Source organism: Pseudomonas sp. F-14 TE3482 (genome assembly GCF_053629455.1).
Genome location: NZ_JBRJII010000001.1, coordinates 2,563,629 through 2,590,191, shown reverse-complemented (window position 1 = coordinate 2,590,191; position 26,563 = coordinate 2,563,629). Strand labels below are relative to the sequence as shown.

26 protein-coding genes are annotated in these 26,563 nt (G+C 58.5%); 14 read left to right on the top strand and 12 right to left on the bottom strand.

The window, feature by feature from the left end; translation table 11 throughout:
• The first annotated feature begins 13 nt into the window (after positions 1 to 13).
• From AB7M26_RS11640 to AB7M26_RS11630, 3 genes are all read left to right on the top strand, one after another.
• Entirely contained in the window at positions 14 to 1,114 is a 1,101-nt protein-coding gene (locus AB7M26_RS11640; RefSeq protein ID WP_123500729.1) for a DUF1513 domain-containing protein, read from the top strand.
• Between the two features lie 169 nt (positions 1,115 to 1,283).
• Complete coding sequence (locus AB7M26_RS11635; RefSeq protein ID WP_123500731.1) at positions 1,284 to 2,432, top strand: efflux RND transporter periplasmic adaptor subunit; 1,149 nt, start codon at positions 1,284 to 1,286, stop codon at positions 2,430 to 2,432.
• 13 nt (positions 2,433 to 2,445) lie between these two features.
• Complete coding sequence (locus tag AB7M26_RS11630; RefSeq protein WP_123500733.1) at positions 2,446 to 5,472, top strand: multidrug efflux RND transporter permease subunit; 3,027 nt, start codon at positions 2,446 to 2,448, stop codon at positions 5,470 to 5,472.
• 89 nt (positions 5,473 to 5,561) lie between these two features.
• Here the strand turns inward: AB7M26_RS11630 and AB7M26_RS11625 are convergent, their stop codons facing one another.
• The 5 genes from AB7M26_RS11625 to colR all read right to left on the bottom strand — a co-directional run bounded on the left by AB7M26_RS11625 (position 5,562) and on the right by colR (position 9,280).
• Entirely contained in the window at positions 5,562 to 5,789 is a 228-nt protein-coding gene (locus AB7M26_RS11625; RefSeq protein WP_026331876.1) for a hypothetical protein, read from the bottom strand.
• A 2-nt stretch (positions 5,790 to 5,791) separates the two neighbouring features.
• On the bottom strand, positions 5,792 to 6,505 hold the full coding sequence (locus AB7M26_RS11620; protein WP_123500735.1) for a lipopolysaccharide kinase InaA family protein: 714 nt from the start codon (positions 6,503 to 6,505) through the stop codon (positions 5,792 to 5,794).
• Between the two features lie 4 nt (positions 6,506 to 6,509).
• On the bottom strand, positions 6,510 to 7,178 hold the full coding sequence (locus AB7M26_RS11615) for a class I SAM-dependent methyltransferase (protein ID WP_123500737.1): 669 nt from the start codon (positions 7,176 to 7,178) through the stop codon (positions 6,510 to 6,512).
• A 148-nt stretch (positions 7,179 to 7,326) separates the two neighbouring features.
• Positions 7,327 to 8,607: a sensor histidine kinase gene (locus AB7M26_RS11610; protein ID WP_123500740.1), complete on the bottom strand. Its 1,281-nt coding sequence runs from the start codon at positions 8,605 to 8,607 to the stop codon at positions 7,327 to 7,329.
• Positions 8,597 to 9,280 (bottom strand): two-component system response regulator ColR, encoded by a 684-nt coding sequence (gene colR / locus AB7M26_RS11605; RefSeq protein ID WP_008069526.1) that lies wholly within the window; start codon positions 9,278 to 9,280, stop codon positions 8,597 to 8,599. Before colR ends, AB7M26_RS11610 begins: the two co-directional genes overlap by 11 nt.
• Before the next feature lie 218 nt (positions 9,281 to 9,498).
• Here colR and AB7M26_RS11600 point away from each other — a divergent pair, with 218 nt between their 5' ends.
• Positions 9,499 to 10,254, top strand: coding sequence for a phosphatase PAP2 family protein (locus AB7M26_RS11600; protein WP_123500742.1), 756 nt, complete (start codon positions 9,499 to 9,501; stop codon positions 10,252 to 10,254).
• A 64-nt stretch (positions 10,255 to 10,318) separates the two neighbouring features.
• Here the strand turns inward: AB7M26_RS11600 and groL are convergent, their stop codons facing one another.
• The 4 genes from groL to AB7M26_RS11580 all read right to left on the bottom strand — a co-directional run bounded on the left by groL (position 10,319) and on the right by AB7M26_RS11580 (position 13,827).
• On the bottom strand, positions 10,319 to 11,962 hold the full coding sequence (gene groL / locus AB7M26_RS11595; protein ID WP_123500744.1) for a chaperonin GroEL: 1,644 nt from the start codon (positions 11,960 to 11,962) through the stop codon (positions 10,319 to 10,321).
• Between the two features lie 49 nt (positions 11,963 to 12,011).
• Complete coding sequence (locus AB7M26_RS11590; protein ID WP_007898444.1) at positions 12,012 to 12,305, bottom strand: co-chaperone GroES; 294 nt, start codon at positions 12,303 to 12,305, stop codon at positions 12,012 to 12,014.
• A 247-nt stretch (positions 12,306 to 12,552) separates the two neighbouring features.
• Positions 12,553 to 13,029: an FxsA family protein gene (locus tag AB7M26_RS11585; RefSeq protein ID WP_123500746.1), complete on the bottom strand. Its 477-nt coding sequence runs from the start codon at positions 13,027 to 13,029 to the stop codon at positions 12,553 to 12,555.
• A 66-nt stretch (positions 13,030 to 13,095) separates the two neighbouring features.
• Positions 13,096 to 13,827, bottom strand: coding sequence for a HugZ family pyridoxamine 5'-phosphate oxidase (locus AB7M26_RS11580; RefSeq protein WP_123500748.1), 732 nt, complete (start codon positions 13,825 to 13,827; stop codon positions 13,096 to 13,098).
• A gap of 169 nt (positions 13,828 to 13,996) precedes the next feature.
• Here AB7M26_RS11580 and AB7M26_RS11575 point away from each other — a divergent pair, with 169 nt between their 5' ends.
• Positions 13,997 to 14,755, top strand: coding sequence for an SDR family oxidoreductase (locus tag AB7M26_RS11575; RefSeq protein WP_123500750.1), 759 nt, complete (start codon positions 13,997 to 13,999; stop codon positions 14,753 to 14,755).
• A 106-nt stretch (positions 14,756 to 14,861) separates the two neighbouring features.
• Here AB7M26_RS11575 and apbC read toward each other — a convergent pair whose 3' ends face one another.
• Positions 14,862 to 15,956, bottom strand: a complete 1,095-nt coding sequence (gene apbC, locus AB7M26_RS11570; protein ID WP_123500752.1) for an iron-sulfur cluster carrier protein ApbC — start codon at positions 15,954 to 15,956, stop codon at positions 14,862 to 14,864.
• 367 nt (positions 15,957 to 16,323) lie between these two features.
• Here apbC and metG point away from each other — a divergent pair, with 367 nt between their 5' ends.
• The 8 genes from metG to AB7M26_RS11530 all read left to right on the top strand — a co-directional run bounded on the left by metG (position 16,324) and on the right by AB7M26_RS11530 (position 23,200).
• Positions 16,324 to 18,375 carry a methionine--tRNA ligase gene (gene metG, locus AB7M26_RS11565; protein WP_123500756.1) on the top strand — a complete coding sequence of 684 codons (2,052 nt, stop codon included), beginning with the start codon at positions 16,324 to 16,326 and terminating at the stop codon, positions 18,373 to 18,375.
• A 129-nt stretch (positions 18,376 to 18,504) separates the two neighbouring features.
• Positions 18,505 to 19,074: an Rnf-Nqr domain containing protein gene (locus tag AB7M26_RS11560; protein ID WP_123500758.1), complete on the top strand. Its 570-nt coding sequence runs from the start codon at positions 18,505 to 18,507 to the stop codon at positions 19,072 to 19,074.
• Complete coding sequence (rsxB, locus tag AB7M26_RS11555; RefSeq protein ID WP_429384327.1) at positions 19,071 to 20,078, top strand: electron transport complex subunit RsxB; 1,008 nt, start codon at positions 19,071 to 19,073, stop codon at positions 20,076 to 20,078. Before AB7M26_RS11560 ends, rsxB begins: the two co-directional genes overlap by 4 nt.
• Positions 20,065 to 21,057 carry an RnfABCDGE type electron transport complex subunit D gene (locus AB7M26_RS11550; protein ID WP_429384324.1) on the top strand — a complete coding sequence of 331 codons (993 nt, stop codon included), beginning with the start codon at positions 20,065 to 20,067 and terminating at the stop codon, positions 21,055 to 21,057. The genes rsxB and AB7M26_RS11550 overlap by 14 nt, the downstream gene beginning before the upstream one ends.
• Positions 21,054 to 21,665 (top strand): RnfABCDGE type electron transport complex subunit G, encoded by a 612-nt coding sequence (locus tag AB7M26_RS11545; protein ID WP_429384321.1) that lies wholly within the window; start codon positions 21,054 to 21,056, stop codon positions 21,663 to 21,665. The genes AB7M26_RS11550 and AB7M26_RS11545 overlap by 4 nt, the downstream gene beginning before the upstream one ends.
• A complete protein-coding gene (locus tag AB7M26_RS11540) occupies positions 21,658 to 22,248 on the top strand; it encodes an Rnf-Nqr domain containing protein (RefSeq protein ID WP_123500765.1) in 591 nt (196 codons plus the stop codon). Before AB7M26_RS11545 ends, AB7M26_RS11540 begins: the two co-directional genes overlap by 8 nt.
• Positions 22,249 to 22,273: 25 nt before the next feature.
• The gene (nth, locus tag AB7M26_RS11535; protein WP_429384318.1) at positions 22,274 to 22,912 is read left to right on the top strand and encodes an endonuclease III; all 639 of its coding nucleotides are present in this window, start codon (positions 22,274 to 22,276) and stop codon (positions 22,910 to 22,912) included.
• Positions 22,913 to 23,020: 108 nt separating this feature from the next.
• Positions 23,021 to 23,200: a PA3496 family putative envelope integrity protein gene (locus AB7M26_RS11530; RefSeq protein WP_007898493.1), complete on the top strand. Its 180-nt coding sequence runs from the start codon at positions 23,021 to 23,023 to the stop codon at positions 23,198 to 23,200.
• Positions 23,201 to 23,286: 86 nt separating this feature from the next.
• Here AB7M26_RS11530 and AB7M26_RS11525 read toward each other — a convergent pair whose 3' ends face one another.
• A complete protein-coding gene (locus AB7M26_RS11525; RefSeq protein ID WP_008069501.1) occupies positions 23,287 to 23,913 on the bottom strand; it encodes a response regulator transcription factor in 627 nt (208 codons plus the stop codon).
• A 547-nt stretch (positions 23,914 to 24,460) separates the two neighbouring features.
• Between AB7M26_RS11525 and AB7M26_RS11520 the strand changes: the two genes are divergently transcribed.
• Positions 24,461 to 25,042 (top strand): hypothetical protein, encoded by a 582-nt coding sequence (locus AB7M26_RS11520; RefSeq protein ID WP_123500690.1) that lies wholly within the window; start codon positions 24,461 to 24,463, stop codon positions 25,040 to 25,042.
• 174 nt (positions 25,043 to 25,216) lie between these two features.
• Here AB7M26_RS11520 and AB7M26_RS11515 read toward each other — a convergent pair whose 3' ends face one another.
• Positions 25,217 to 26,434, bottom strand: a complete 1,218-nt coding sequence (locus AB7M26_RS11515; protein ID WP_123500688.1) for an argininosuccinate synthase — start codon at positions 26,432 to 26,434, stop codon at positions 25,217 to 25,219.
• Positions 26,435 to 26,563: the final 129 nt, after the last annotated feature.

The following is a 26,563-nucleotide window of genomic DNA, read 5'->3' as shown; positions in this document are numbered from 1 at the left end:
GAGGGCAAGTGCCATGCTGCGACGCCAGGCTCTGACGTTAGGGAGTTTGCTGCTGAGTGCGGTGACACTGGGCGGCTGGACGCTGTTCAAGCAAAAGGACAAAAGCCCGCTGCTGCTCTCGGCGCGGGACGACGGTGACGGCAAGCATTACGCCGTCGGTTATCGGCTGGATGGCACCCGGGTGTTTGCCACCCAGGTCGCCCAGCGTTGCCACGACATCATCAACCACCCGACGCGACCGATAGCGCTGTTCGTCGCTCGGCGTCCGGGCACCGAGAGTTACCTGATCGACCTGCGCGACGGCACGCTGCTGCAAACCGTGGTCTCGCAGCCAAACCGGCACTTCTACGGTCACGCAGTGATTCACCAGAGCGGCGACTGGCTGTACGCCACCGAGAACGACACGTCCGATCCGGGCCGAGGCCTGCTCGGTGTGTATAAGTTCGAAGGTGAGCGGCTGGTGCACAGTGGCGAGCTTTCCACCCATGGCGTGGGCCCGCATCAGGTGTCGTGGATGCCCGATGGCGAGACGCTGATTGTGGCCAACGGCGGCATTCGCACCGAGGCCGAAAGCCGGGTCGAGATGAACCTCAACGCGATGGAGCCGAGCCTGGTGTTGATGCAGCGCGATGGCACTTTGTTGAGCAAGGAAACACTGGCCCAGCAGATGAACAGCGTGCGGCATTTGGGCGTCGCCAGCGATGGCACCATCGTCGCCGGCCAGCAGTTCATGGGCGATGCCCACGAGTCATCGGAGCTGCTGGCGATCAAGCGGCCCGGCCAACCGTTCGTGGCGTTCCCGGTCTCCGAGCATCAGTTGCAGGCCATGGGGCATTACACCGCCAGCGTCGCCGTACACAGCGAACTGCGTCTGGTCGCCCTGACCGCGCCGCGGGGCAACCGCTTTTTTATCTGGGACCTGGACAGTGGTGAAGTGCGCCTGGATGCGCCACTTCCCGACTGCGCCGGTGTCGGGGCCGTGGCTGATGGTTTCGTCGTGACCTCCGGCCAAGGACGCTGCCGCTACTACGATTGCCGCCAGACAACCCTTGTTGCAAAACCTCTGGAATTGCCTGCCGGGCTCTGGGACAACCATCTGCATCTGATGGTTTAAAAGATCGCAGCCTGCGGCAGCTCCTACAGAGGAATGCGTACCTGGAGGCGCTGCCGCAGGCTGCGATCTTTTCCGTAAGATCACGCAAAAAACATCCATTGGAATCCCCCTTGCACTCGGAGTAATGTTCCCGCCTGTCTCACCTGATTTTCTCCAAGGAAATGGAAATATGCTGCGTCGCCGCATGCTGATCATGTTGGGTGTTGTCCTGCTAATCGTGCTGGCCCTGGCCGGTTACAAAGCCTTCTCCATCTACACGATGATGCAAGGCTTCTCCGCGCCGAAACCGCCGATAAGTGTCGCCGTGGCCACCGCCACCGAACGTCCGTGGCAAAGCCGTTTGCCAACGGTCGGCACCCTCACGGCGCTGCAAGGAGTCGACCTGAGCCTGGAGATCGCCGGCACCGTCAAGGAGGTGCAGTTCGAGTCGGGGCAGAAGGTCAAGGCCGGTCAGCCGATCCTGCAACTCGACACTGCCGTTGAAACGGCCTTGCTGGCAACCGCTCAAGCCGACCTGGGACTGGCGCAACTGGATTACGGTCGCGGTAGCCAATTGGTGGGCAGCCAGGCCATTTCCAAAGGCGAGTTCGACCGACTCTCGGCGGTGTTGCAAAAGAGCCGTGCCACCGTCAATCAGCTCAAGGCGGCACTGGAGAGAAAACGCATCCTCGCCCCGTTCAGCGGCACCATCGGCATTCGTCAGGTAGACGTCGGCGACTACGTGGCCAGCGGCACGATGATCGCCACCCTGCAAGACATCAGCAGCCTCTACGTCGACTTCTTTTTGCCCGAACAATCGGTGCCGAAAATCGCCCTCGGCCAACCGGTACAAGTCATTGTCTCAGCCTACCCGACAGAGAGTTTCCCCGGCACTATCAGTGCGATCAACCCGAAGGTCGAGAGCAGCACCCGCAACGTGCTGGTGCGCGCAACCCTGGCCAACCCCGATGACAAACTGCTGCCGGGGATGTTCGCCAGTCTGCAGGTGATGTTGCCCGATCCGCAGCCACGCATCGTCGTGCCGGAAAGCGCGATCACCTACACCCTTTATGGCAACTCGCTGTACGTCGTCGCGCAGAAAAAGGCCGAAGACGGCAGCCTCGAAAAAGACGACAAGGGCGAGCCGATTTTGATCGCCGAGCGGCGCTTCATCGAAACCGGCGAGCGACGCGACGGAATGGTCATGATCACCAAAGGCGTGCAGAACGGCGAAAAAGTGGTCACGGGGGGCCAGATCAAACTGGACCACGGCGCGCACATTGCCATCAGCGACGACAAGACCCTAGCCGAGAAGAGCAGTCAGCCGCGCGCTGACTGATCAAGGAATCCCCATGGCTTTTACCGACCCGTTCATCCGCCGCCCGGTGCTCGCCACCGTGGTCAGTCTGTTGATTGTGCTGCTGGGCTTCCAGGCCTGGAGCAAGTTACCGCTGCGCCAATACCCGCAAATGGAAAACGCCCTGATCACGGTGACCACCGCTTACCCCGGGGCCAACGCCGAAACCATCCAGGGTTACATCACCCAACCGATGCAGCAGAGCCTGGCCAGCGCCGAAGGCATCGACTACATGACGTCGGTCAGTCGCCAGAACTTCTCGGTGATCTCGATCTACGCGCGCATCGGTTCCAATAGCGACCGCTTGTTCACCGAACTGCTGGCCAAGGCCAACGAGGTGAAGAACCAGCTGCCCCAGGACGCCGAAGACCCGGTGCTGAGCAAGGAAGCCGCCGACGCTTCGGCGCTGATGTACATCAGCTTCTTCAGCGACGAACTGAGCAATCCGCAGATCACCGATTACCTGTCACGGGTCATCCAGCCGAAACTGGCAACCCTGCCAGGCATGGCCGAAGCCGAGATTCTTGGCAACCAGGTATTCGCCATGCGCCTGTGGCTGGACCCGGTGAAACTCGCCGGTTACGGCCTGAGCGCCAGCGATGTGACCAACGCCGTGCGCCAGTACAACTTCCTCTCCGCCGCCGGCGAAGTGAAAGGCGAGTATGTGGTCACCAGCATCAACGCCAACACCGAACTCAAATCCGCCGAGGCCTTTGGCGCGATCCCGCTCAAGGTCGATGGCGACAGCCGCGTACTGCTGCGGGACGTGGCGCGGGTCGAGATGGGCGCGGAGAACTACAACACCATCAGCTCTTTTGGCGGCACCCCCTCGGTGTACATCGGTATCAAGGCTACGCCAGGCGCCAACCCGCTGGATGTGATCAGGGAAGTGCGCAAGATCATGCCGGAGCTGGAAGCCCAGCTGCCGCCGAACCTGAAAGGTGAAATCGCCTACGACGCCACGCTGTTCATTCAAGCGTCTATCGACGAAGTGGTGAAAACACTGTTCGAAGCGGTGCTGATCGTGATCGTGGTGGTGTTCCTGTTCCTCGGCGCCCTGCGCTCGGTGGTGATCCCGGTGGTCACCATTCCGCTGTCGATGATCGGCGTGATGTTCTTCATGCAGCTGATGGGGTACTCGATCAACCTGCTGACCTTGCTGGCGATGGTATTGGCCATCGGGCTGGTGGTGGACGATGCCATCGTGGTGGTGGAAAACATCCATCGGCACATTGAAGAAGGCAAGACACCGCTGGATGCCGCGCTTGAAGGTGCTGCGGAAATCGCCATGCCGGTGGTGTCGATGACCATCACCCTGGCGGCGGTCTATGCGCCGATCGGCTTCCTGACCGGTCTGACGGGGGCGCTGTTCAAGGAGTTCGCCCTGACCCTGGCCGGGGCGGTGGTGATCTCCGGCATCGTTGCCCTGACGCTGTCGCCGATGATGTGCGCCCTGCTGCTGCGCCACGATGAAAACCCTACCGGCCTGGCCCATCGCCTGGACGTGATCTTCGAAGGCCTCAAGCGCCGCTACCAGAGTGTGCTTCATGGCACCCTCAATACCCGGCCGGTGGTGCTGGTGTTCGCGGTGATCGTGCTCTGCCTGATTCCAGTCCTGCTCAAATTCACCCAATCGGAACTGGCGCCGGACGAGGACCAGGGCGTGATCTTCATGATGGCCAGTGCCCCGCAACCGGCCAACCTCGACTACCTGAACACTTACACCGACGAGTTCCTCGCGATTTTCAAGGAGTTCCCCGAGTACTACTCCTCGTTCCAGATCAACGGCTTCAACGGCGTGCAATCGGGGATCGGCGGCTTCCTGCTCAAACCCTGGAACGAACGCGACCGGACCCAGATGCAGATCCTCCCCGAGGTCCAAAGCAAGCTGGAGAGCATCCCCGGGTTACAAATCTTCGGCTTCAACCTGCCTTCCCTGCCGGGTACAGGCGAAGGCTTGCCGTTTCAATTCGTGATCAACTCGGCCAACACCTACGAGTCATTGCTGGAAGTGACGGACCGGGTGAAAAAAAGGGCGATGGAGTCCGGCAAATTCGCCTTCGTCGACGTCGACCTGGCCTTCGACAAACCCGAAGTCGTGGTGGATATCGATCGCGCCAAGGCTGCACAAATGGGTGTGTCGATGCAGGACCTGGGCGGCACCCTCGCAACGTTGCTGGGTGAAGCGGAGATCAACCGTTTCACCATCGAAGGTCGCAGCTATAAAGTCATTGCCCAGGTGGAACGGCCCTTCCGGGATAACCCCGACTGGCTGAACCATTATTACGTCAAGAACACCAAGGGCGAATTGCTGCCCCTGTCGACCCTGATCACCGTGACCGACCGGGCGCGACCGCGTCAGTTGAACCAGTTCCAGCAACTCAACTCGGCAATTCTTTCCGGGGTCCCGCTGGTCAGCATGGGTGAAGCCATCGACACCGTGCGCCAGATCGCCCGGGAAGAAGCGCCGGCGGGCTATGCCGTCGACTATGCCGGCGCATCACGGCAATACGTTCAGGAAGGCAGCGCGCTGTGGGTCACCTTCGCCCTGGCGCTGGCGATCATCTTCCTGGTGCTGGCAGCCCAGTTCGAAAGCTTCCGCGACCCATTGGTGATTCTGGTCACCGTGCCGCTGTCGATCTGTGGCGCGTTGATCCCGCTGTTCCTTGGCTGGTCGAGCATGAACATCTATACCCAGGTGGGATTGGTGACGTTGATCGGGCTGATCAGCAAGCACGGGATACTGATCGTCGAGTTCGCCAACCAGCTACGCAAGGAGAAGGGCCTGTCACCTCGCGAAGCGGTGGAGGAAGCGGCGGCCATTCGTCTGCGTCCGGTATTGATGACCACGGCGGCGATGGTGTTCGGCATGGTGCCGTTGATCATCGCCACGGGCGCGGGTGCGGTCAGCCGGTTCGACATCGGCACGGTGATCGCGACGGGGATGTCGATCGGGACGCTGTTCACGTTGTTTGTGTTGCCGTGCATCTACACGTTGCTGGCCAAGCCCGATAAACCCTGAAGACCACAAATGGATCGCGCAAGACTTGAGTCAACGGATACAAAAAAGGCCTCGCATCTGCGAGGCCTTTTATTTGGGCTTCAATCTGTTCAACTCTGTGGCCTCAGTCCCTGAGAAAGTCCGAACATGAACAGTAACAAGTCATGATCGGGTTGAGTGGCCACGGGTGCCTTGGCAACCCGGGGCAACGGACAATGCGCGTCACCGTGCACGGAGCTGAGGACTTGCGTGCGGGGTTGCTCCCAGGCCGCCACCGCCAATGAAGCAACTGCCAAGGCTCCGGCTAAAAACAAACCTCGTGCAATTTCGAGTTTCATTGTTATAAGCCTTTGATAGCGCTGCCAAACGCCGTCTCATAAAAATAGACGAGTTTTTTCCAGTCCGTATCGCTGAACGACGAGTGGCGACGCAGTTGCTTCAGGTCATGGGCCGCCGCTTGATGGGGGGTCAAGCGCTGCCGACATTTTTCCAGATCGATCAACGCCACCTCGACCTTGGCTGACTCGCCTTCGCCGGTGACCCTCACGAATACATGCTTGATGTAGATACAGCTGTGTTGCCAACGGCCCTTGTGCATGCGGGCCAGGTTGTCGGCCAGATCCTTCAACACGCGATCGTGCACCGCCTCACCGTAACGCTCGCGACCGCCACCCGCGTACCAGTGTTGGATTTCCCCGAAGCCATCCAGGGCCTTGGTAACCAGCAGTGCGCGCCATTTGTGCATGGGATCGCGCTGCGCCCCGCAAAAAACGATTTCCGGAACACGAACGTTGAGCAGACGCAGGCCAATGAGCGCATCGCGTTCGCGCAACACCGTCGGTCGGCCGAACGGGTGTAACGCACTGCGATAGATATGCCCGGTTTGACGCTTGGTGTAGAGCAACTGTCCATCACTGCCCCTAACGCGCTGCACGCCACTTTCGCCACCGCGACGGACGTTGGGTTCTTCTACCCATTCACCGCGCAGGTTCCAGAAGTAGTCGAAGCGGTCCTGAGAAGCCACTTCTGTTTGTGCTGCCCATTGCATTGCCATCTTGTTACCTCTTGCGTAATACGTATACCCGCCACATGGCGTAGAGCGGTAAAAAATCCAGATGTTCCAGGATCCGAAAACCCGCCTGCTCGAATTCCTTTTCAACCGTGGCGGCCGGTAACACAAATCGATTCTGGTAACCCTCCTGACTACGTCGTTTCTCCGCGCGCTTGCGTTTCCAGGCCTTGAAATTGCCGTCCACCCACAACGAAACAATCACGCTGTCGCGGGTGACGCGCTCGAATTCGCGCAGAATGGTCAGTCGATGCTCGGCTTCACCGATGTGATGAAGCAAGCGCATGCAGAAAATGCTGTCGACGGCGTTATCGGGCAAGGCAATGTCGAATGCAGAAGTGTGCAAGGGTTGTACCCGTTTCACCACGTCGGCGGGTTGCGCCTGCATGGCAGTCTTCAACATGGACTCCGAGTTGTCGGCCCCGATGATGACGCGGTTGTGTTTTTCCGCCAGCAGCGGCCAGAAACGCCCCGCGCCGCACGGTAAATCGAGGACCAATCCTGGCTCACCGGCCAGCGTCAGCGCTTTTCGCGCCAATTGTTCGTCACGCCAGTGGGACAGTCGGCGGCCGAGCCCCTCCTGATGCTTGCGCAAATATTTCTGGGCGTGTTGATCGTCGTACTTTTCGGAAAAATCGAGTTTGATCGGACCAGCCATCACTGCAGCCTCCTGGACTTCTGATGACCACCACCTTAGGTAGCGTCGTGTCAGTGTCAGGTCGTGCCTTTGTGAAAAAATTGTCATGTAAAACCCGGAATTATTTCAGGGTTTTACAGGGCCAATTCAGGATCTTTTCGTTTTTCCTTCAGATCAAAGACGGACTCAAATCCACCTGAAAGCGGCAACCATTGGGTTCCATGTTGGTCAGGCTGACGTTCCAGCCCTGGTTCTCGCAAATCCGTTGCACCAGCGATAGCCCTAACCCCAGGCCCTCGCCGCGTTTCTCGTTGCCGCGTACGAAAGGCTCGAACATCGCCTCGCGTTTTTCCTCGGGAATGCCGACTCCACTGTCCTCGACCACGAACCCTGTATCCGTCAGGGCGAGGCGAATGTAACCGTGCTCGGTGTAATGCAGCGCATTACGCAACAGGTTGCCCATCACCGCATGCAAAAGGGTCGCGTTATAGCGGGTGTCCGGCGGATTGCCCGGCTCAAAGTTCAGCGTCAGGCCCTTGGCTTCGATCGGCTCGCGCCATTGAGAAAGTAGCCCGTCGGCCACTTGGCTCAGGGTCTGCTGGGGAGCCATGCTGGCGTCTTCATGTTGAGCGCGAGCCAGCATGAGGAAGGTTTGCACCAGCTCGCGCATCTCGGCACACGCACGGGCAATTCGCTCCACCTGAGCACGGCCGCGCTGATCGATACCAGGGTTTTCCAGCAACAGTTCACAGGAACTGGCCAACACCATCAACGGCGTGCGCAGCTCGTGGCTGACGTCACTGGTGAACAATCGCTCTCGGGTCAATGCTTGACGCAAACGCCCAAGGGTGGCGTCGAAGGCCACGGCCAGCTCGCCCACTTCATCGGCGGCATAGTCCGGCGCCAGTGGCGGCGCCAGCCCTAGCAGTTGATCGCGATGACGCACCTGACGGGCCAGTCGCACCACTGGCGCCATGACCTTGCGTGCCAGCACCCAGCCCAGAAATACTGCCAATGCCAGGCTCAGTACGAAACCCACCAGCACCACGGCAAACAGCACCCGCTCACGCTCTTCGAAATCGCTCTGGTCCTGCATCAGCACGTAACGCCGACCGTCAACGATTTCGACCATCGCGTGGTACGACAGCTGCTCGCGAAAGACTTCATGAAAGCCTGAGTCCAGGTGCCGCAAATCCTTGGGTAATTCGAAGTCGCCCGGGCCGCCGCTGAAATAGAACAGCTGGTCCGGTTCGGGGCGGTGGCTCCAGTCCGACACGCTGTCCATCAGCAACAGGCGTTGCAAATCGCCGCCCAGACCTGCCGAAATCAGTTTCTCTTCCACCAGGTGCACGGTCGCCACAATGCCCATGGCGAAGGCTCCCGCCACCAGCGCGCTCATCAACGCAAAGGCGATGATGATCCGTTGCGCAAGGCTCTGTTTAAACTCCATCACGGCCCTCGGCCAAGCGATAACCGACGCCATGCACCGTGTGCAGCAAGGGCTTGTCGAACGGCTTGTCGATCACCTGACGCAGTTGATGGACGTGGCTGCGCAGGCTGTCGCTGTCCGGGCAGTCATCGCCCCACAGGGCTTCTTCGAGGACCTCGCGGCGTAACACATGGGGGCTTTTCTGCATCAACACAGCCAGCAGCTTCAGGCCCACCGGGTTGAGTTTCAACAGGCGACCTTCGCGCGTCACTTCCAGGGTATCGAGGTCGTAGCTCAGATCGCCTACCTGCAAGGCACGGCGACCGCCCCCTTGGGCACGGCGCATGACCGCCTCGATCCGCGCGGCGAGTTCGGACAGGGCAAAGGGTTTGATCAAATAGTCGTCTGCACCGGATTTGAAGCCTTGCAAACGGTCATCCAGTTGATCGCGGGCAGTGAGCATGATCACTGGCGTGTCGCGGCGGGCGTCTTCGCGCAGACGTTTGCACAGGGTGTAGCCGTCGATGCCGGGCAGCATAATGTCGAGCACGATCAAATCGTAATGCTCGGTGGCCGCCAGGTGCAGGCCCGACAAACCGTCCTGCGCGCAATCCACGGTGTAACCCTTGAGCCCCAGATAATCGGCCAGATTGGCCAGGATATCGCGGTTGTCTTCAACCAATAGAATTCGCATCGGCACCTCCTCCGTACACAGTAACGGCTGTCTTGGCGCGCAGCTTAAAGGCAAGTGTGGCTCAGGGATAGGGTGGCATGCGGGGGGAAATCCGACAAAAAAAGCCTTGGACGGCGTTAACAACTTTTTCACCATCGATTCACAGGCTGACGACAGCGGCGTGGCCAGACTCCCCGCGGTTGCGCTCTTCAGAACATTTCACTCACCAAGGAATTGCCATGGCTTCGACCGCTGCCCGCCCCGCTTCCAGGCCACTGAATGCCTGGCTATGCCTGGGAGTGCCCGCCATTGCGGCGACCACCCTGCTGTTGCTCGAACTGACCTCCCTGGACATGGACCTTGCCCGGCTGTTTTATGACCCGGTCGCCGGCGAGTTCATCGGGCGGCACAGTTACTTCCTGGAAAACATCCTGCATGACCGGGCCAAGCAAGTGGTCATCGCCTTTTCGGTGTTCGCCATTCTGGGCTTCATCGGCGCCTTTTTCATGGACAGGCTCAAACCGTTCAAACGTGAGCTGGGTTGCCTGGTGTTGTCTCTGGCACTGGCAACCTCGTTTGTCACCCCGGTCAAAGCGGTGACGGCGGTGCAATGCCCATGGAGCCTGGAGCAATTCGGCGGGCACGAAACCTACAGCGAACTGCTCAGCCCTCGTCCACACACCGACAAGCCGGGTCGCTGCTGGCCGGGTGGTCATGCGGCAACCGGTTTCACGCTATTTGCGTTGTTCTTCGTGTTGCGCGACCGTCGCCCGCGTCTTGCACGCAAGGCGTTTGTCTTTGCCTTCGCGTTGGGTTCGGTGTTTTCCATCAGCCGGATGATGCAGGGGGCGCACTTCTTTTCGCACAACGTGTGGACGGCGATTTTTTGCTGGTTGATTTGTTTGGGGGCGTATTACTACATTCTTTATCGACCGGCGTCCAAGGTTGAGCGGGAAAGTGAGGCAGAACCGGTCAGCGATCTGTTGATCTTATGAAGGGCAATAAAAAACCCCGCCGGCTCAACGCAGGCGGGGTTTTTATGTACAGGGTAAGGCTGGCTTACATCATGCCGCCCATGCCGCCCATACCGCCCATGTCTGGCATGCCGCCGCCAGCTGGTGCGTCGTCCTTGATCTCAGCGATCATGGCTTCGGTGGTGATCATCAGGCTGGCAATCGACGAAGCGGCTTGCAGAGCCGAACGAGTCACTTTAGCCGGGTCCAGGATACCCATTTCGATCATGTCGCCGTATTCGCCGGTAGCAGCGTTGTAACCGTAGTTACCCGAACCCTGCTTGACCTTGTCGACGACTACGCTTGGCTCGTCGCCGGAGTTGGCAACGATCTGACGCAGTGGCGCTTCAACAGCGCGACGCAGCAACTGGATGCCAACGTTCTGGTCATCGTTGTCGCCTTTGAGCTCGGAGATAGCCTGCAGAGCGCGAACCAGTGCCACGCCGCCGCCAGGTACCACGCCTTCTTCAACGGCTGCACGGGTAGCGTGCAGGGCGTCTTCAACGCGGGCTTTCTTCTCTTTCATTTCAACTTCGGAACCGGCGCCAACCTTGATCACTGCAACGCCGCCGGACAGTTTGGCCAGACGCTCTTGCAGTTTTTCACGGTCGTAGTCGGACGAAGTATCAACCACTTGCTGACGGATCTGCAGAACGCGGGCCTGGATGTCAGCCTCAACGCCGGCACCGTCGATCACGGTGGTGTTTTCTTTGGACAGGATCACGCGCTTGGCATTACCCAGGTGTTCCAGGGTAGTGCTTTCCAGGCTCAGACCGATCTCTTCGGAGATAACGGTACCGCCAGTCAGAACAGCGATGTCCTGCAGCATGGCCTTGCGACGGTCGCCGAAGCCTGGAGCCTTGACGGCTGCGACTTTAACGATGCCACGCATGTTGTTCACAACCAGAGTCGCCAAGGCTTCGCCTTCAACGTCTTCGGCAACGATCAGCAGTGGACGGCCGGCTTTGGCAACGGCTTCCAGTACTGGCAGCATTTCGCGGATGTTCGAGATCTTTTTGTCGACCAGCAGGATCAGCGGACCGTCCAGCTCGGCAGTCATGGTCTCTGGCTTGTTGACGAAGTACGGGGACAGGTAGCCACGGTCGAACTGCATGCCTTCAACAACCGACAGTTCGTTTTCCAGGCCCGAGCCTTCTTCAACGGTGATCACGCCTTCTTTACCGACTTTTTCCATGGCTTCGGCAATGATGTCGCCGATGGAGCTGTCGGAGTTGGCCGAGATGGTGCCGACCTGAGCGATGGCCTTGGTGTCAGCGCAAGGCTTGGACAGGGCTTTGAGCTCTTTGACGATGGCGATGGTCGCTTTGTCGATACCGCGCTTCAGGTCCATCGGGTTCATGCCGGCAGCGACGGCTTTCAGGCCTTCGTTGACGATCGACTGAGCCAGAACGGTAGCGGTGGTGGTGCCGTCGCCTGCGTCATCGTTGGCACGGGAGGCAACGTCTTTGACCAGCTGCGCGCCCATGTTTTCGAAGCGATCTTTCAGCTCGATTTCTTTGGCAACGGAAACGCCGTCCTTGGTGATGGTCGGAGCGCCGAAGCTCTTCTCGATGATCACGTTACGGCCTTTAGGGCCCAGGGTCGCTTTTACTGCGTCAGCCAGGACGTTGACACCGGCGAGCATTTTCTTGCGGGCGGAATCGCCGAATTTAACTTCTTTAGCAGCCATGATCGATATTCCTTAAATACTTTGTAGTAGCGGGAAAATGAGCGGGGAATCAGCCTTCGATTACTGCGAGGATTTCGCTCTCGCCAATAACCAGCAGGTCTTCGCCGTCAACTTTCACAGTGTTGCTGCCGGAGTAAGGGCCGAACACAACCTTGTCACCCACTTTCACGGCCAGCGCACGCACTTCACCGTTGTCCAGTGCTTTGCCTGGGCCTACGGCGAGGACTTCACCCTGGTTTGGCTTTTCAGCAGCCGAACCTGGCAGGACGATACCGCCAGCGGTTTTCTTTTCTTCTTCGCTGCGACGGACGACGACGCGGTCATGCAGAGGACGAAGCTTCATTGTCGATCTCTCCTAATTGTGGTTTTCATCGGCCGGTGTAGTCCCGGCGGGTTTAACAAATCCGGCGGCGCCGGGTGCGGTTCGTCAAGCGAACCGCGGAAGTCTGTCTGGCGCAATTGCCAGAAACCTTGCGGTGACCGTTACATAAGGGCGTACAAGCTTATTTCAAGGGCGGGGAGCGAAAATTTTTTATCTCCATGCCCTGAAAATGAACACGGCACCCGAAGGTGCCGTGTCGATGGAAGTGTTACTTGGAATCGCGGTGTTCGAACTCGCCTTCGATCACATTGGGCTCACGGCCCAGTGGCTGCTGCGGAGCAGGACCGCCCCGTGGCTGAAGGTCATCGGCGAACGCACGCTGACGCATCGCTTGTTCCTCGGCGCGCAGACGCATTTTGTTGGCCAGCAGTCGACGAGAGATCGGCAGCAACATGATCAGGCCCAGCACGTCGGTGACGAAGCCCGGCAGGATCAACAGCCCGCCAGCCAGGGCCAGCATCAGGCCTTCGAGCATGGTCTGGGCCGGCAGCTCGCCGCGGTTCAGGCTTTCACGGGCGCGCAGCGCAGTAGCCAGACCGGCGATGCGCAGCACGAACACGCCGAGCATCGAGCCGAGAATGACCAGCAGCAGGGCCGGGAAAAACCCGATCGCCCCGCTGACCTTGACGAATACGAACAGCTCCAACACCGGGAACAGTACAAAGAGCAACAAAAAAGGGCGCATCAAATGGTTCCTCAACGCAAGAATGCCTTGCCAGTTTTCCTTAGATGACGTCGCCGTTTCGTGAATTCAAGCGTCGGCCACTTCATTTTTCGGCCAATGCTCGGCGTGAGCCAGGAAAACCAAGGCTTCCCGGACTTGTGTCGGCGTATTACAGGGCGTTTGAAACGGTAGCCAGTAAAGTCCCTGACCAATGCGCAAGTGCATGCCTTCGGTGTCGATGCCGGCCAATTGCGCCGGTGCAGTTTTCGGTAGCCCCGCCAGCTCGACGTAGTGGGCGATGGCTTTGGCGTGATCGGCATTCATGTGCTCGACCATGCTCACTTCGGCTTTGCCGGCGAACGGGTTGGCGAGGGTCAACTGATCAATCCAGTGGATCGCGCCAAAGCCACCGATGTAGCGGTGACGTACCTCGTTGAGCACCCAGAAATCGAAATCATGGGCCTTGTGATAGTTCTGCGAATCGGGGAAATAGCGGTAGTAACGCTCGGCGGCCGCCTCGATAGCAGCGGGGTCTTGCAGCTTTTCTGCCTCGGCGAGGTAAGTCAGGCGACCAACGGCTTGTACGTCTTCGGCTTCACGCTCACCCACCAGCAGCGAACATTTCGGATCTTTCTGCAGGTTGTGAGTGTGCTGAGCGATGCGGCTTATAAGGATCAGCGGTCGGCCCTGCTCATCCAGGCAGTAGGGAACCACGGAGCCAAACGGGAAACCGGGCATCGCTTTGGAGTGCGTCGAGAGCACTCCACGGTATTCCTTGAGAAGCAATTCTCGGGCATGCTTAGCCACTACAACGCTCAATTTATGACTCCTTATATAGAATCCGTCAAAAAAACGGACAGGCGCCTGGGTAAAGTTCCAGCACGCCATAGGGGCAGTTCTCATGTGCAGCCAGGCCATATCAGGCTCAGATCGAGAGGCCCTCTAGAATAGAAGGAAAACCACTCCGAACTGCTATGGGGCTATGCGAATGCAACTCACTGACAAAGTAATCATTATCACCGGCGGTTGCCAGGGTTTAGGCCGCTCCATGGCCGAGTACCTTGCAGGCAAAGGCGCGAAGCTGGCGCTGGTGGACTTGAATCAGGAAAAACTCGACGCCGCCGTCGCGGCTTGCAAAGCCAAGGGTGTCGAGGCTCGTGCCTACCTGTGCAACGTCGCCGATGAAGAGCAAGTGACCCATATGGTCGCCCAGGTGGCAGACGATTTCGGCGCGATCCATGGCCTGATCAACAATGCCGGCATTCTGCGCGACGGCCTGCTGCTGAAGGTCAAGGACGGCGAAATGACCAAGATGAGCCTGGCCCAATGGCAGGCGGTGATCGACGTCAATCTGACCGGTGTGTTCCTGTGCACCCGTGAAGTCGCGGCAAAAATGGTCGAGCTGCAAAACAGCGGCGCGATCATCAATATCTCGTCGATTTCGCGCGCCGGCAACGTTGGCCAGACCAACTACTCCGCCGCGAAGGCCGGTGTCGCTGCGGCGACCGTGACCTGGGCCAAGGAACTGGCACGCTACGGCATTCGCGTGGCGGGCATTGCGCCGGGTTTCATCGAAACCGAGATGACCCTGAGCATGAAGCCGGAAGCGCTGGAGAAAATGACGTCCGGGATTCCGCTCAAGCGCATGGGCAAACCTGAAGAGATTGCCCAGTCGGCAGCCTACATTTTCGAGAACGACTACTACACCGGTCGGATTCTGGAATTGGATGGCGGGTTACGGATTTAAAGCAAGATCAAAAGATCGCAGCCTCGCTTCGCTCACAGCTCCTACAGGTGTAAGCCTATCCATGTAGGAGCTGTGAGCGAAGCGAGGCTGCGATCTTTTCAGCGAATCAATCGTCGCTGATGGTGATGTTCGGCATCGCCGGCGTCGCCGCTTCCTGCAACACAATCCGCGCGCCGACATGGCGGGCCAGTTCCTGGTAAACCATCGCAATCTGACTGTCCGGCTCGGCGATCACCGTTGGCTTGCCGCCATCGGCCTGTTCGCGGATCAGCATCGACAGTGGCAACGAAGCCAACAGTTCGACACCGTACTGGTTGGCCAGCTTCACACCGCCCCCCTCACCGAACAGATGCTCGGCATGCCCGCAATTGGAGCAGATGTGCACGGCCATGTTTTCCACCACGCCCAGCACCGGGATGTTGACCTTGCGGAACATCTCCACGCCCTTGCGCGCGTCCAGCAATGCCAGATCCTGTGGGGTGGTCACGATTACCGCACCGGCTACCGGGACTTTCTGCGCCAGAGTCAGCTGGATATCGCCGGTGCCTGGCGGCATGTCGATGACCAGGTAATCCAGATCGCCCCAGGCCGTTTGCGTGACCAGTTGCAACAAGGCGCCGGAAACCATCGGCCCGCGCCAGACCATCGGCGTGTTGTCGTCGGTCAGGAACGCCATGGACATCACTTCGACGCCATGGGATTCAATCGGAATGAACCACTTCTGATCCTTGACCTTTGGTCGGGTACCTTCAGGGATGCCGAACATGATGCCTTGACTTGGGCCGTAGATATCCGCGTCGAGAATCCCGACTTTGGCGCCTTCGCGAGCCAGCGCGAGGGCCAGGTTGGCAGCCGTGGTGGACTTGCCCACGCCACCCTTGCCGGACGCCACAGCCACGACGTTCTTGACGTTGGCCAACCCCGGAATCTGTGCCTGGGCCTTGTGCGCGGCGATCACACTGGTGATCTCGACGCGCGCGGTGACGACGCCGTCCAGGCCTTCGATGGCCAGTTGCAACAACTGCGCCCAGCCGCTTTTGAACAAACCGGCGGCATAGCCCAGCTCCAGCTGGACGCTGACGCGATCACCCTGGATGTCGATGCCGCGCACGCATCCGGCGCTGACCGGGTCCTGGTTCAGGTAAGGGTCGGTGTATTGGCGAAGGACGGCTTCCACCGCTGCGCGATTGACGGCGCTCATGGGCAACTCCGATAGCAAGACTGGAAAATCAGGCGGGTATCCTAACCGTTCTACATCATAGACGGCATGCCCCACGATGAATTGTGGCAAACACATCCCTGTGGCGAGGGAGCTTGCTCCCGCTCGACTGCGCAGCAGTCGTAATCCAGCTGACGCGATTTTTCTGTCGGAACCGGGTGGCAGGGGTTGGGGCGGCTTCGCCACCCAGCGGGAGCAAGCTCCCTCGCCACAAAAGCCCTCTTGCACCCAGCGAACTCATCACCACTTTTTTCAGGGCCGATGCATCCGGAAACAGGCCCGAAGGGTGAAAAATATGCGCCAGCGCTTTATAGTGGCCGACCTCCGTTTCATCAAGTAGCCGAGCCCCATGTCCGAGCCACGCAAGATCCTCGTCACCAGCGCCCTGCCCTATGCCAATGGTTCGATCCACCTCGGCCATATGCTGGAATACATCCAGACCGATATGTGGGTGCGCTTCCAGAAGCATCGCGGTAACCAATGCATTTATGTCTGCGCCGACGACGCCCACGGTTCGGCCATCATGTTGCGCGCGGAAAAGGAAGGCATCACCCCGGAACAACTGATCGCCAATGTCCAGGCTGAACACAGCGCCGACTTTGCCGAGTTCCTGGTGGACTTCGACAACTTCCACTCCACTCACGCCGAAGAAAACCGTGAGCTGTCGAGCCAGATCTACCTGAAGCTGCGCGACGCCGGGCACATCGCCACGCGCTCGATCACGCAGTACTTCGACCCGGAAAAGAAAATGTTCCTGGCCGACCGCTTCATCAAGGGCACCTGCCCGAAATGCGGCACCGAAGACCAGTACGGCGACAACTGCGAAAAATGCGGTGCGACCTACGCGCCGACCGATCTGAAGGATCCGAAATCGGCCATCTCCGGCGCCACGCCGGTGCTCAAGGATTCCCAGCACTTCTTCTTCAAGCTGCCGGACTTCCAGGAAATGCTGCAAACCTGGACCCGCAGCGGCACGTTGCAAGAGGCCGTGGCCAACAAGATCGCCGAATGGCTGGATGCCGGCCTGCAACAGTGGGACATTTCCCGCGATGCGCCGTACTTCGGCTTCGAAATCCCCGACGAGCCGGGCAAATATTTCTACGTGTGGCTGGACGCGCCAATCGGCTACATGGCCAGCTTCAAGAACCTCTGCGCCCGCCGTCCGGACCTGGACTTCGACGCGTTCTGGGGCAAGGATTCCACCGCCGAGCTGTACCATTTCATCGGCAAGGACATCGTCAACTTCCACGCCCTGTTCTGGCCCGCCATGCTTGAAGGCGCCGGTTTCCGCAAACCGACCGGCATCAACGTACACGGCTACCTGACCGTCAACGGCCAGAAGATGTCCAAGTCCCGCGGCACGTTCGTCAAGGCGCGGACTTACCTGGATCACCTGTCGCCGGAATACCTGCGCTACTACTACGCCGCCAAGCTTGGCCGTGGCGTCGACGACCTGGACCTGAACCTCGAAGACTTCGTGCAGAAGGTCAACTCCGACCTGGTCGGCAAAGTCGTCAACATCGCCAGCCGTTGCGCCGGTTTCATCCATAAAGGCAACGCCGGTGTACTGGTGGCCGGCAACGCCGCGCCGGAACTGACCGACGCCTTTTTGGCCGCAGCGCCAAGCATTGCCGATGCCTATGAGGCTCGCGACTTCGCCCGTGCCATGCGCGAAATCATGGGCCTGGCCGACCGCGCCAACGCCTGGATCGCCGACAAGGCGCCGTGGTCGCTGAACAAACAGGAAGGCAAGCAGGATGAAGTCCAGGCCATTTGCGCCTTGGGCATCAACCTGTTCCGCCAACTGGTGATTTTCCTCAAGCCGGTATTGCCATTGCTGGCCGCCGATGCCGAGGCGTTCCTGAACGTCGCCCCGCTGACCTGGAACGATCACGCCACCTTGCTCAGCAACCATCAGCTGAACGAGTTCAAACCGTTGATGACCCGCATCGACCCGGTAAAAGTACAAGCCATGACCGACGCCTCGAAAGAAGACCTGACCGCCAGCGCAACCGACACCGGCGAAGCTGCGCCCGCCGGCAACGGTGAACTGGCCAAGGATCCGCTGTCGCCAGAGATCGAGTTCGACACCTTTGCCGCTGTAGACCTGCGCGTTGCGCTGATCGTCAAGGCCGAAGCCGTGGAAGGTGCCGACAAATTGCTGCGCCTGACCCTGGACATCGGTGACGAGCAACGCAACGTGTTCTCCGGGATCAAGAGCGCTTACCCGGACCCGTCCAAGCTCAATGGTCGCCTGACCATGATGATTGCCAACCTCAAGCCTCGCAAAATGAAATTCGGGATCTCCGAAGGCATGGTGATGGCAGCCGGCCCTGGCGGTGAAGAAATCTACCTGCTGAGCCCCGACAGCGGCGCCAAGCCGGGTCAGCGCATCAAGTAAAGTTCTGCGGTAAACCGATCCCACAGTCGTGCCCGGCGCGACTGTGGGATTTTCATGTCTGGCCCACCCTCCTTCCTTGCCGGATAATGCCTAACCTTGTTAGACAGGCCTTCTTTTGCCGGCACGATCATGACCGAACTGCTTTTAACGCTTATCAGCGCTGCCCTGATCAACAACCTTGTGTTGCACTGGCCGCTGGGCGTCGATCCGGTGCTGGGCAGCGAGCGGCCGCAGGTCCATGCGCTGGGCATCGCGACGACGTGTCTGATGCTGATCGTCGGCGCACTTGGCTATGCGCTCTACCACTGGCTACTGGTGCCATTGGGGCTGACGTCGCTGCGTCTGTTCGTGTTCCTGCCGTTGAGCGTTCTGCTGATCGCCCCCCTGCTGAAGCTGCTTTCACGGTTATTGGTGAAGCTTTCATTTGATGGCCTCTGGCCCCTGCTGCTGGGGAATGCCGGGGTGCTTGGGCTGACGTTGCTAAACGCTCAAGACGACAAGGGAATTTTCCACGCCATAGCCCTGAGTCTTGGCGCAGGACTGGGTTTCTGGCTGGTGCTGAGTCTGTTCAGCGACTTGCGCCAGCGCACACTCGACAACGATATCCCCCTGCCCTTTCGCGGCCTGCCGATCGAACTGATTGGCGCCGGATTGATCGCAGTGATTTTTCTCGGATTCAGCGGGCTGATCAAAACATGAGTCTGATTCAACGCATCGACGCCCTCTTGCCGCAGACCCAATGCGGCAAGTGTGGTCACCCCGGATGTAAACCCTATGCCGAAGGTATCGCCAGCGGCGAGCCGATCAACAAGTGTCCACCAGGTGGCAGCGAAACCATCGCGGCCCTGGCCGACCTGCTGAAAGTGCCAGTGCTGGAACTGGACGTCAGTCGCGGTTCGGCACCCGCGCAGATCGCTTACATCCGTGAAGCCGAATGCATCGGCTGCACCAAGTGCATTCAGGCCTGCCCGGTCGATGCCATTGTCGGCGCGGCGAAATTCATGCACACGGTCATCGTCGACGAATGCACCGGTTGCGACCTCTGCGTGGCGCCGTGCCCGGTGGATTGCATCGAGATGCATCCGTTACCGCTGGCCAGGGTGCTGCCGATTGTCGGCGGGCTGGCGTTCAGCCTGGAGGAACAACAGGCCCGGGCCGCCAAGCGCAATCACGCGCGACGCCGTTTCGAACAGCGCAATGCCCGCTTGCATCGCGAAGAGGAACAGAAGCTCGCCGAACGCCAGGCCCGCGCCCAACGCGCCGTGCAGCACAGCGAAGTGACGCTCGACCCGGTTCAGGCCGCACTCGAGCGCGTTCGCGCACAGAAAGCCGACAATGCCGATGCGGCACTGAAAAAGGCCAAGGTCGATCTGGCGATGAGTCGGGCGCAACTGAACAAATCGCTCAAGGCCTTCGGGCATCCGCCGACCTTCGAACAGCAATCGCAACTGATCGTGCTGCAACAGCAGTTCGAAGCCGCCGAACAGGCGCTGGCGCAACTGGAGATCAGCGCACCGCCGGTTTCTGCGCCACCTGCTCCAGCGAAAGATGCCGAGCTGAAACGGGCAAAGATCCAGTTGGCCATGCGCCGCGCCGAACTCAAGAAAGCTCAAACAAGCGAGGCACCGCCCGAACAGATCGAAGCGTTGCAACGTGCGCTCAGCGAAGCCGAGCGTCAGGTGGATGCCTATGCCGCCCCTTGAATCGGTGGACGAACGCCTTCAGCAAGCCATGAAGCTGGTATTGCTGGCCACCGTGCCGGGGATGCTGATGTTGTTCTGGCTGTACGGCTGGGGTGTATTGGTTAACCTGATTCTGGCGGCTGCCACCGCCCTGGCCGTTGAGGCCGCGGTGTTGCAGTTGCGCAAGCAACCGATAAAACCGACGTTGAGCGACGGCAGTGCGCTGGTCAGTGCGACGCTGTTGGCGCTGGCCTTGCCGCCTTATTGTCCGTGGTGGCTGACAGTCAGCGCTGCGGCGTTCGGACTGTTTTTCGGCAAGCACTTGTATGGCGGCGTCGGCAAGAATCCGTTCAATCCGGCGATGCTCGGTTTCGCGCTGGTCCTGGTGATGTTTCCCCAGCCAATGACCCATTGGCCGGCGTCCCATGGCATGGATTTGTTCGGTGGGCTGCAACAGGTGTTCGGTTTCAGCTTCGGCCAGGCACCCGATGCGTGGGCCCAGGCTACGGCGCTGGACAGTCTGCGAATCAACAAAAGCCTGACCATGGACGAACTGTTCGCCGGCAATCCGGCGTTCGGCCGTTTTGGTGGCCGAGGCGTGGAATGGGTCAACCTGGCGTTTCTGGCGGGCGGTGCGTTTCTGCTGCAGCGACGGGTGTTCAGCTGGCATGCCCCGGTCGGCATGCTCGCCAGCCTGTTCGTCATCAGCCTGTTGTGTTGGAACGGTACGGGCTCCGACTCTCATGGCTCGCCACTGTTTCATCTGCTCACCGGCGCGAGCATGCTGGGTGCCTTCTTCATCGTGACGGAACCGATATCCGGCGCAAAAAGCCCCATGGCCCGATTACTGTTCGGCGCAGGCGTGGGGTTACTGACTTACCTGATTCGGACGTGGGGCGGGTATCCAGACGGCGTGGCCTTTGCGGTTCTGCTGATGAACCTCTGTGTACCGGCGCTGGAACGGTTTGCCGCGTCCAGACAGGAACAGGTTGCCCCATGAACCGAGCGACGAGCGTTGTGATTCTGGTAGTGCTGGCAGGCCTGGGAATGGGTGCGACTTACCTCGTGCAGCACACCAGCGCCGCGCGCATTGCCGCCGAACAACGCCTGATCGACAGCCGCCGGTTACTGGATCTGCTACCGCCCGACAGCTACGACAATCAGCCACTGGAACACCCCCTCGGTCTCGAAAGCACTCGCCTGGCCAACAGCACACTGCTGGGTGGCTATCTGGCGTCCAAGGCCGGCCAACCGAGCGCCGTGTTGCTGCGCAGCCAGACTCTGGGCTACGCCGGCTCCATCGAATTGCTGATCGCCATCGACCGCCAAGGCAAGTTAGTGGGGGTCAAAACCCTCAAGCAATCGGAAACCCCGGGGCTGGGCGGCAAGCTCGCCGACTGGCCCAATGCCTGGCTTGAGGTGTTTACCGGCAAGTCTCTAACCGACCCCGATGACAATGGCTGGGCCTTGAAAAAGGACCAAGGGCAATTCGATCAGATTGCGGGCGCGACCATCACCTCAAGAGCAGTGATCAATGCCACCCATGACGCGTTGCGCTACTTCGACGAACATCGGCAACCGCTGATCGGGAGCAGCGCCCATGAATAAGTCATCGACCCTGCAGAACTCGCTGATGCTTACGCCGTTGATCGGCGTTACGGATTCATTGGTAACGGCCCTGGGCCTGTGGCTGATGTTTGCCCTGGTGTTCAGCGCTTATGGTATGAGCATGGGCGTCATGCGCTCGCGACTGATGCCGGCCACCCATTTGCTCGCTAGCCTGCTGCTGGCCGCCACGCTGACCAGTTGCGCGGAACTCGCCATGCAAGCCTGGTCGCTCCAATGGCACCAGCAGCTGGGTTTCTACGCAGGATTGATCGCCCTGCAATGCGTTGTGCTGGAACACAACGGTTTTTTCCAGAGCCCACCGCGTGGGCGACTGCGTCTGTGTGGCTTGTTCGGCGCATTGATGGTGAGCTTGGGTCTGCTGCGCGAGCTCATCGGCAACGGAACACTCGGTAGCCATCTTTCCTGGATGGCCGGTGCCACGCAACCGGACTGGCAAGGCTGGACGCTGATCGTCGACGGTGGCCTGCATCTGGCCACACTGGCCCCTGGCGGGTTTATTCTGCTGGGACTATTGATCGCCGCACATCAAGCCTGGACCCGCCGCCCGGCGGCATCACATTGACCGCCTTCGAGGAAACGCATCGCCCATGAATGCCGCAAAACGTCTTGAAATTTTCCGCAGGTTTCACGAAGACAACCCTGAACCGAAGACCGAACTGGCCTACTCCTCACCGTTCGAATTGTTGATCGCCGTGATTCTCTCGGCGCAATCGACCGATGTCGGCGTGAACAAAGCCACCGCCAAACTGTTCCCGGTGGCCAATACGCCAGCGGCGATCCATGCCTTGGGCGTCGAAGGGCTGTCGGAGTACATCAAGACCATCGGCCTGTTCAACAGCAAAGCGAAAAATGTGATCGAAACCTGTCGCTTACTGGTGGAGCGCCATGGAGGTGAAGTACCGCAGACCCGCGAGGCACTGGAGGCTTTGCCGGGCGTCGGTCGCAAGACCGCCAACGTGGTGCTCAATACCGCCTTTCGTCAGCTGACCATGGCCGTGGACACTCACATTTTCCGGGTCAGTAACCGTACCGGCATTGCTCCGGGCAAGAACGTGGTCGAGGTGGAGCAAAAACTGATGAAGTTCGTGCCGAAGGAATATCTGCTCGACGCCCATCACTGGCTGATTCTCCATGGGCGCTACATTTGCCTGGCCCGCAAGCCGCGGTGCGGCAGCTGCCGGATCGAGGATTTATGCGAATACAAGCAAAAGACCTCGGACGATTGAGGCTCTATTAGTTTTTTTGATTGATCGATTGAAAAAATCTTTTTTACCCGCCGGGAAATTGTCGATATAAGGAGCGCCAAAGGGCAGCCTTAGCCTGGAGTTAACCTTATGAGCACTGGCAAAGAGCAATTGGACGTAGAAGACGACTTCACCCCCGTTGAGGCCGATGACGCAGAGCCGGTAGTGGAAGTGGCAAAGACCAACCTGAGCAAACGCCGCACCATCGACAACCTGCTGGAGGAGCGCCGACTGCAGAAGCAATTGGCCGATTACGATTTTGACTTATGACACTTAAAAGCCTCCCGAAACGGAGGCTTTTTACTAAGTGCTGCCCCCTGACAAACACCTGTTCATCGCGCCAAATGCCGGCAGCTTCATACCAGGCCGTTGCGCTGGGCCAATTCAATCAGGTCGACCAGAGAGCGAGCATTGAGCTTTAACAGAAGACGAGTCTTATAAGTACTAACGGTTTTATTGCTGAGGAACATTCCGTCGGCGATCTCCTTGTTTGTCTTTCCTCGGGCCAATTGTTGCAGGACCATCATCTCTCGCCCGGACAAACGATCCACCATATCAGCTTCACTGGCATTCCCAAGACTGGAACGCACGGTATGCAGAGCCTGATTAGGAAAATAGCTGTAGCCTGACAGCACGGCTTTTATTGCACTGAGCAACTCAGTGAGATCCTGCTGTTTGCAAACATACCCGGCGGCACCCGATTGCATGCAACGCATGGAAAAATGCCCTGGCGCCTGGGATGTCAATATCAGTACTTTAAGAGGCATCGCCGTTGATGTCAGGCGCGCGATAACTTCCAACCCATCCAGTTTCGGTATTCCAATATCCAGTATGACAATATCCGGCATAAGATCACGGGCAAGTTGTAATGCGTCCACACCATTATCTGTTTCTGCAATGACTTCGTAGCCATGACGTTCCATTAGCATACGTACCGCGAGACGAATGACGGGGTGATCATCCACGATCAGCACTTTATTCATGGGCAAGTCCAATTTTCGCTGTTCGAATTTTTAGAGCCCGCACCATAGCCTAGTCGTTTCACCCATGGCACGCCGTCACCCTCGGCCACTCGCAGCGAGAGACATAGCCTACAAACAACACGGATTATTCCTACAAAAAATCATTGCCATACGAAGAAACAGAGATTTTACTGACCGACTATTGTTCAGTGCTACGACAGTTTTTTGTATCGACTTACAACCAAAAAACGACAAAAAAACAGAGTCAATGCATTAATCTACGACGCGCCGACTATTGAGCTACCCTTAAAAGTAACGGGTATTTTCCAGTACCTTCTTGCGCAATCTGGCTCAACAATCGAAAAAGCTCACACACCGTAACACTTGACCAATAACAGAGCACCATCAAAACAATTAAACAGCCATACCCGAACCTGCAACAATACAGCTACTATAACAACCTCACCACTCCAATAAAAACAGCTCAATACAACAGCAGAACAACTTGATATTAGTTATTACAACCACAAACCAATAGAGAAAAAACAATATTTAATGAGCATACAACATGATAAAACTCAAAAAAAGAATCACCAACCCCATGACAATTATTGCCATATTTGCAGCACTGTCTGAAACATCGGCCGCCGTCTCCCTCCCCTTTCTCGACAATGAGGAGAGGGAACTCTATGTGTGGTTCCTGATCAGTTTTCCCTTTTACTTGCTTTTTCTTTTCTTCGTTACTCTCAACTTCAACTATCGATCGCTTTACGCGCCCTCCGATTTTATGAAGGGAAAGCATTTCATAAAAGCCATGGAGAACGTTCATCATCCGAGTAACAGCCCATCCAGCGTCGCGCCCGAAAGCTGGACCCGGCACCATGTAAACCTGCCTGACTCCCTAAAGGATCTGCACATCGTTGATGCACGGTGGATACACAAAAAAATGGCGTTCAGCGCCCTGATGGAGAGCATTCAGTACCCTGCGGACAATCCCGCACAAGTGATCGTATTTCTCACGTGTACCGATTCGGATAAATTGCTGAAGGCAAACACGCTCAAACATTGGAAACACATAAAGAAACGCAATAGCGCAACGTTCTGTATTTCTTACAATTTGAGCTCACAGGGTGTGACGATTATGGGCTAGGTATTGAACTGTCGCACATCAGAAAGGCAGCCCTTGAAGCAGATCAAGGACAGGAAGCAGAAGGAACGGTCAGCGGAACAAGAAGAAAGCGAAACGCTATATGCAGCAGCCCCTCTTTCAAATTTGTGGCCTTGTCATCGACAAGGCCACAAATTGATTACCGACTCAAAGGTCTCAGAAAAGCTTGCGGCCCTTGTTCGCCGCGATACGCATACGCAGGGCGTTGAGCTTGATGAAGCCCGCCGCATCCGCCTGGTTGTAGGCGCCGCCATCTTCCTCGAAGGTCGCGATGTTGGCATCGAACAACGACTCGTCGGACTTGCGGCCGGTGACGATCACATTGCCCTTGTACAGTTTCAGGCGCACTACGCCGTTCACGTGGGCCTGGGAAGCATCGATCATCTGTTGCAGCATCAGACGCTCAGGGCTCCACCAGTAACCGGTGTAGATCAGGCTGGCGTATTTAGGCATCAGCTCGTCTTTGAGGTGAGCCACTTCGCGGTCCAGGGTGATCGATTCGATCGCGCGGTGAGCGCGCAGCATGATGGTGCCGCCCGGGGTCTCGTAGCAGCCGCGGGACTTCATGCCGACGTAGCGGTTTTCGACGATGTCCAGACGGCCGATACCATGTTCGCCACCGATCCGGTTCAAGGTCGCCAGCACGGTGGCCGGGGTCATTTCGACGCCGTCCAGTGCGACGATGTCGCCGTTACGGTAGGTCAGTTCCAGGTACTGCGGTTTGTCAGGAGCCTTCTCCGGGGAGACGGTCCAGCGCCACATGTCTTCTTCGTGCTCGGTCCAGGTGTCTTCCAGCACGCCGCCTTCATAGGAGATGTGCAGCAGGTTGGCATCCATCGAGTACGGGGATTTCTTCTTGCCGTGGCGCTCGATCGGGATGTTGTGCTTTTCAGCGTAATCCATCAGCTTTTCACGGGAGAGCAGGTCCCATTCGCGCCACGGAGCGATCACTTTCACACCTGGCTTCAAAGCGTAGGCGCCCAGTTCGAAACGAACCTGGTCGTTGCCCTTGCCGGTCGCGCCGTGGGAAATGGCGTCAGCGCCGGTTTCGTTGGCGATTTCGATCAAGCGCTTGGCGATCAACGGACGAGCGATGGAAGTACCCAGCAGGTACTCGCCTTCATAAACGGTGTTGGCGCGGAACATCGGGAACACGAAATCGCGCACGAATTCTTCACGCAAATCGTCGATGTAGATTTCTTTTACGCCCATGGCCTGTGCCTTGGCGCGGGCCGGTTCGACCTCTTCGCCCTGACCCAGGTCAGCGGTGAAGGTCACTACTTCACAGTTATAAGTATCCTGCAGCCACTTGAGGATCACCGAAGTGTCCAGGCCGCCGGAATACGCCAGAACGACCTTGTTTACGTCCGCCATGCCATCACTCCACGGGGTTCTACGGAAAGCCGTCAAGTCTACCGCTCATGCAGAATAATTTACAGAGGCGCGACAGCTTATGACGACGAAGCGACAGATTATGTCGAGCGAGCGACGGTTGCAGCGGGT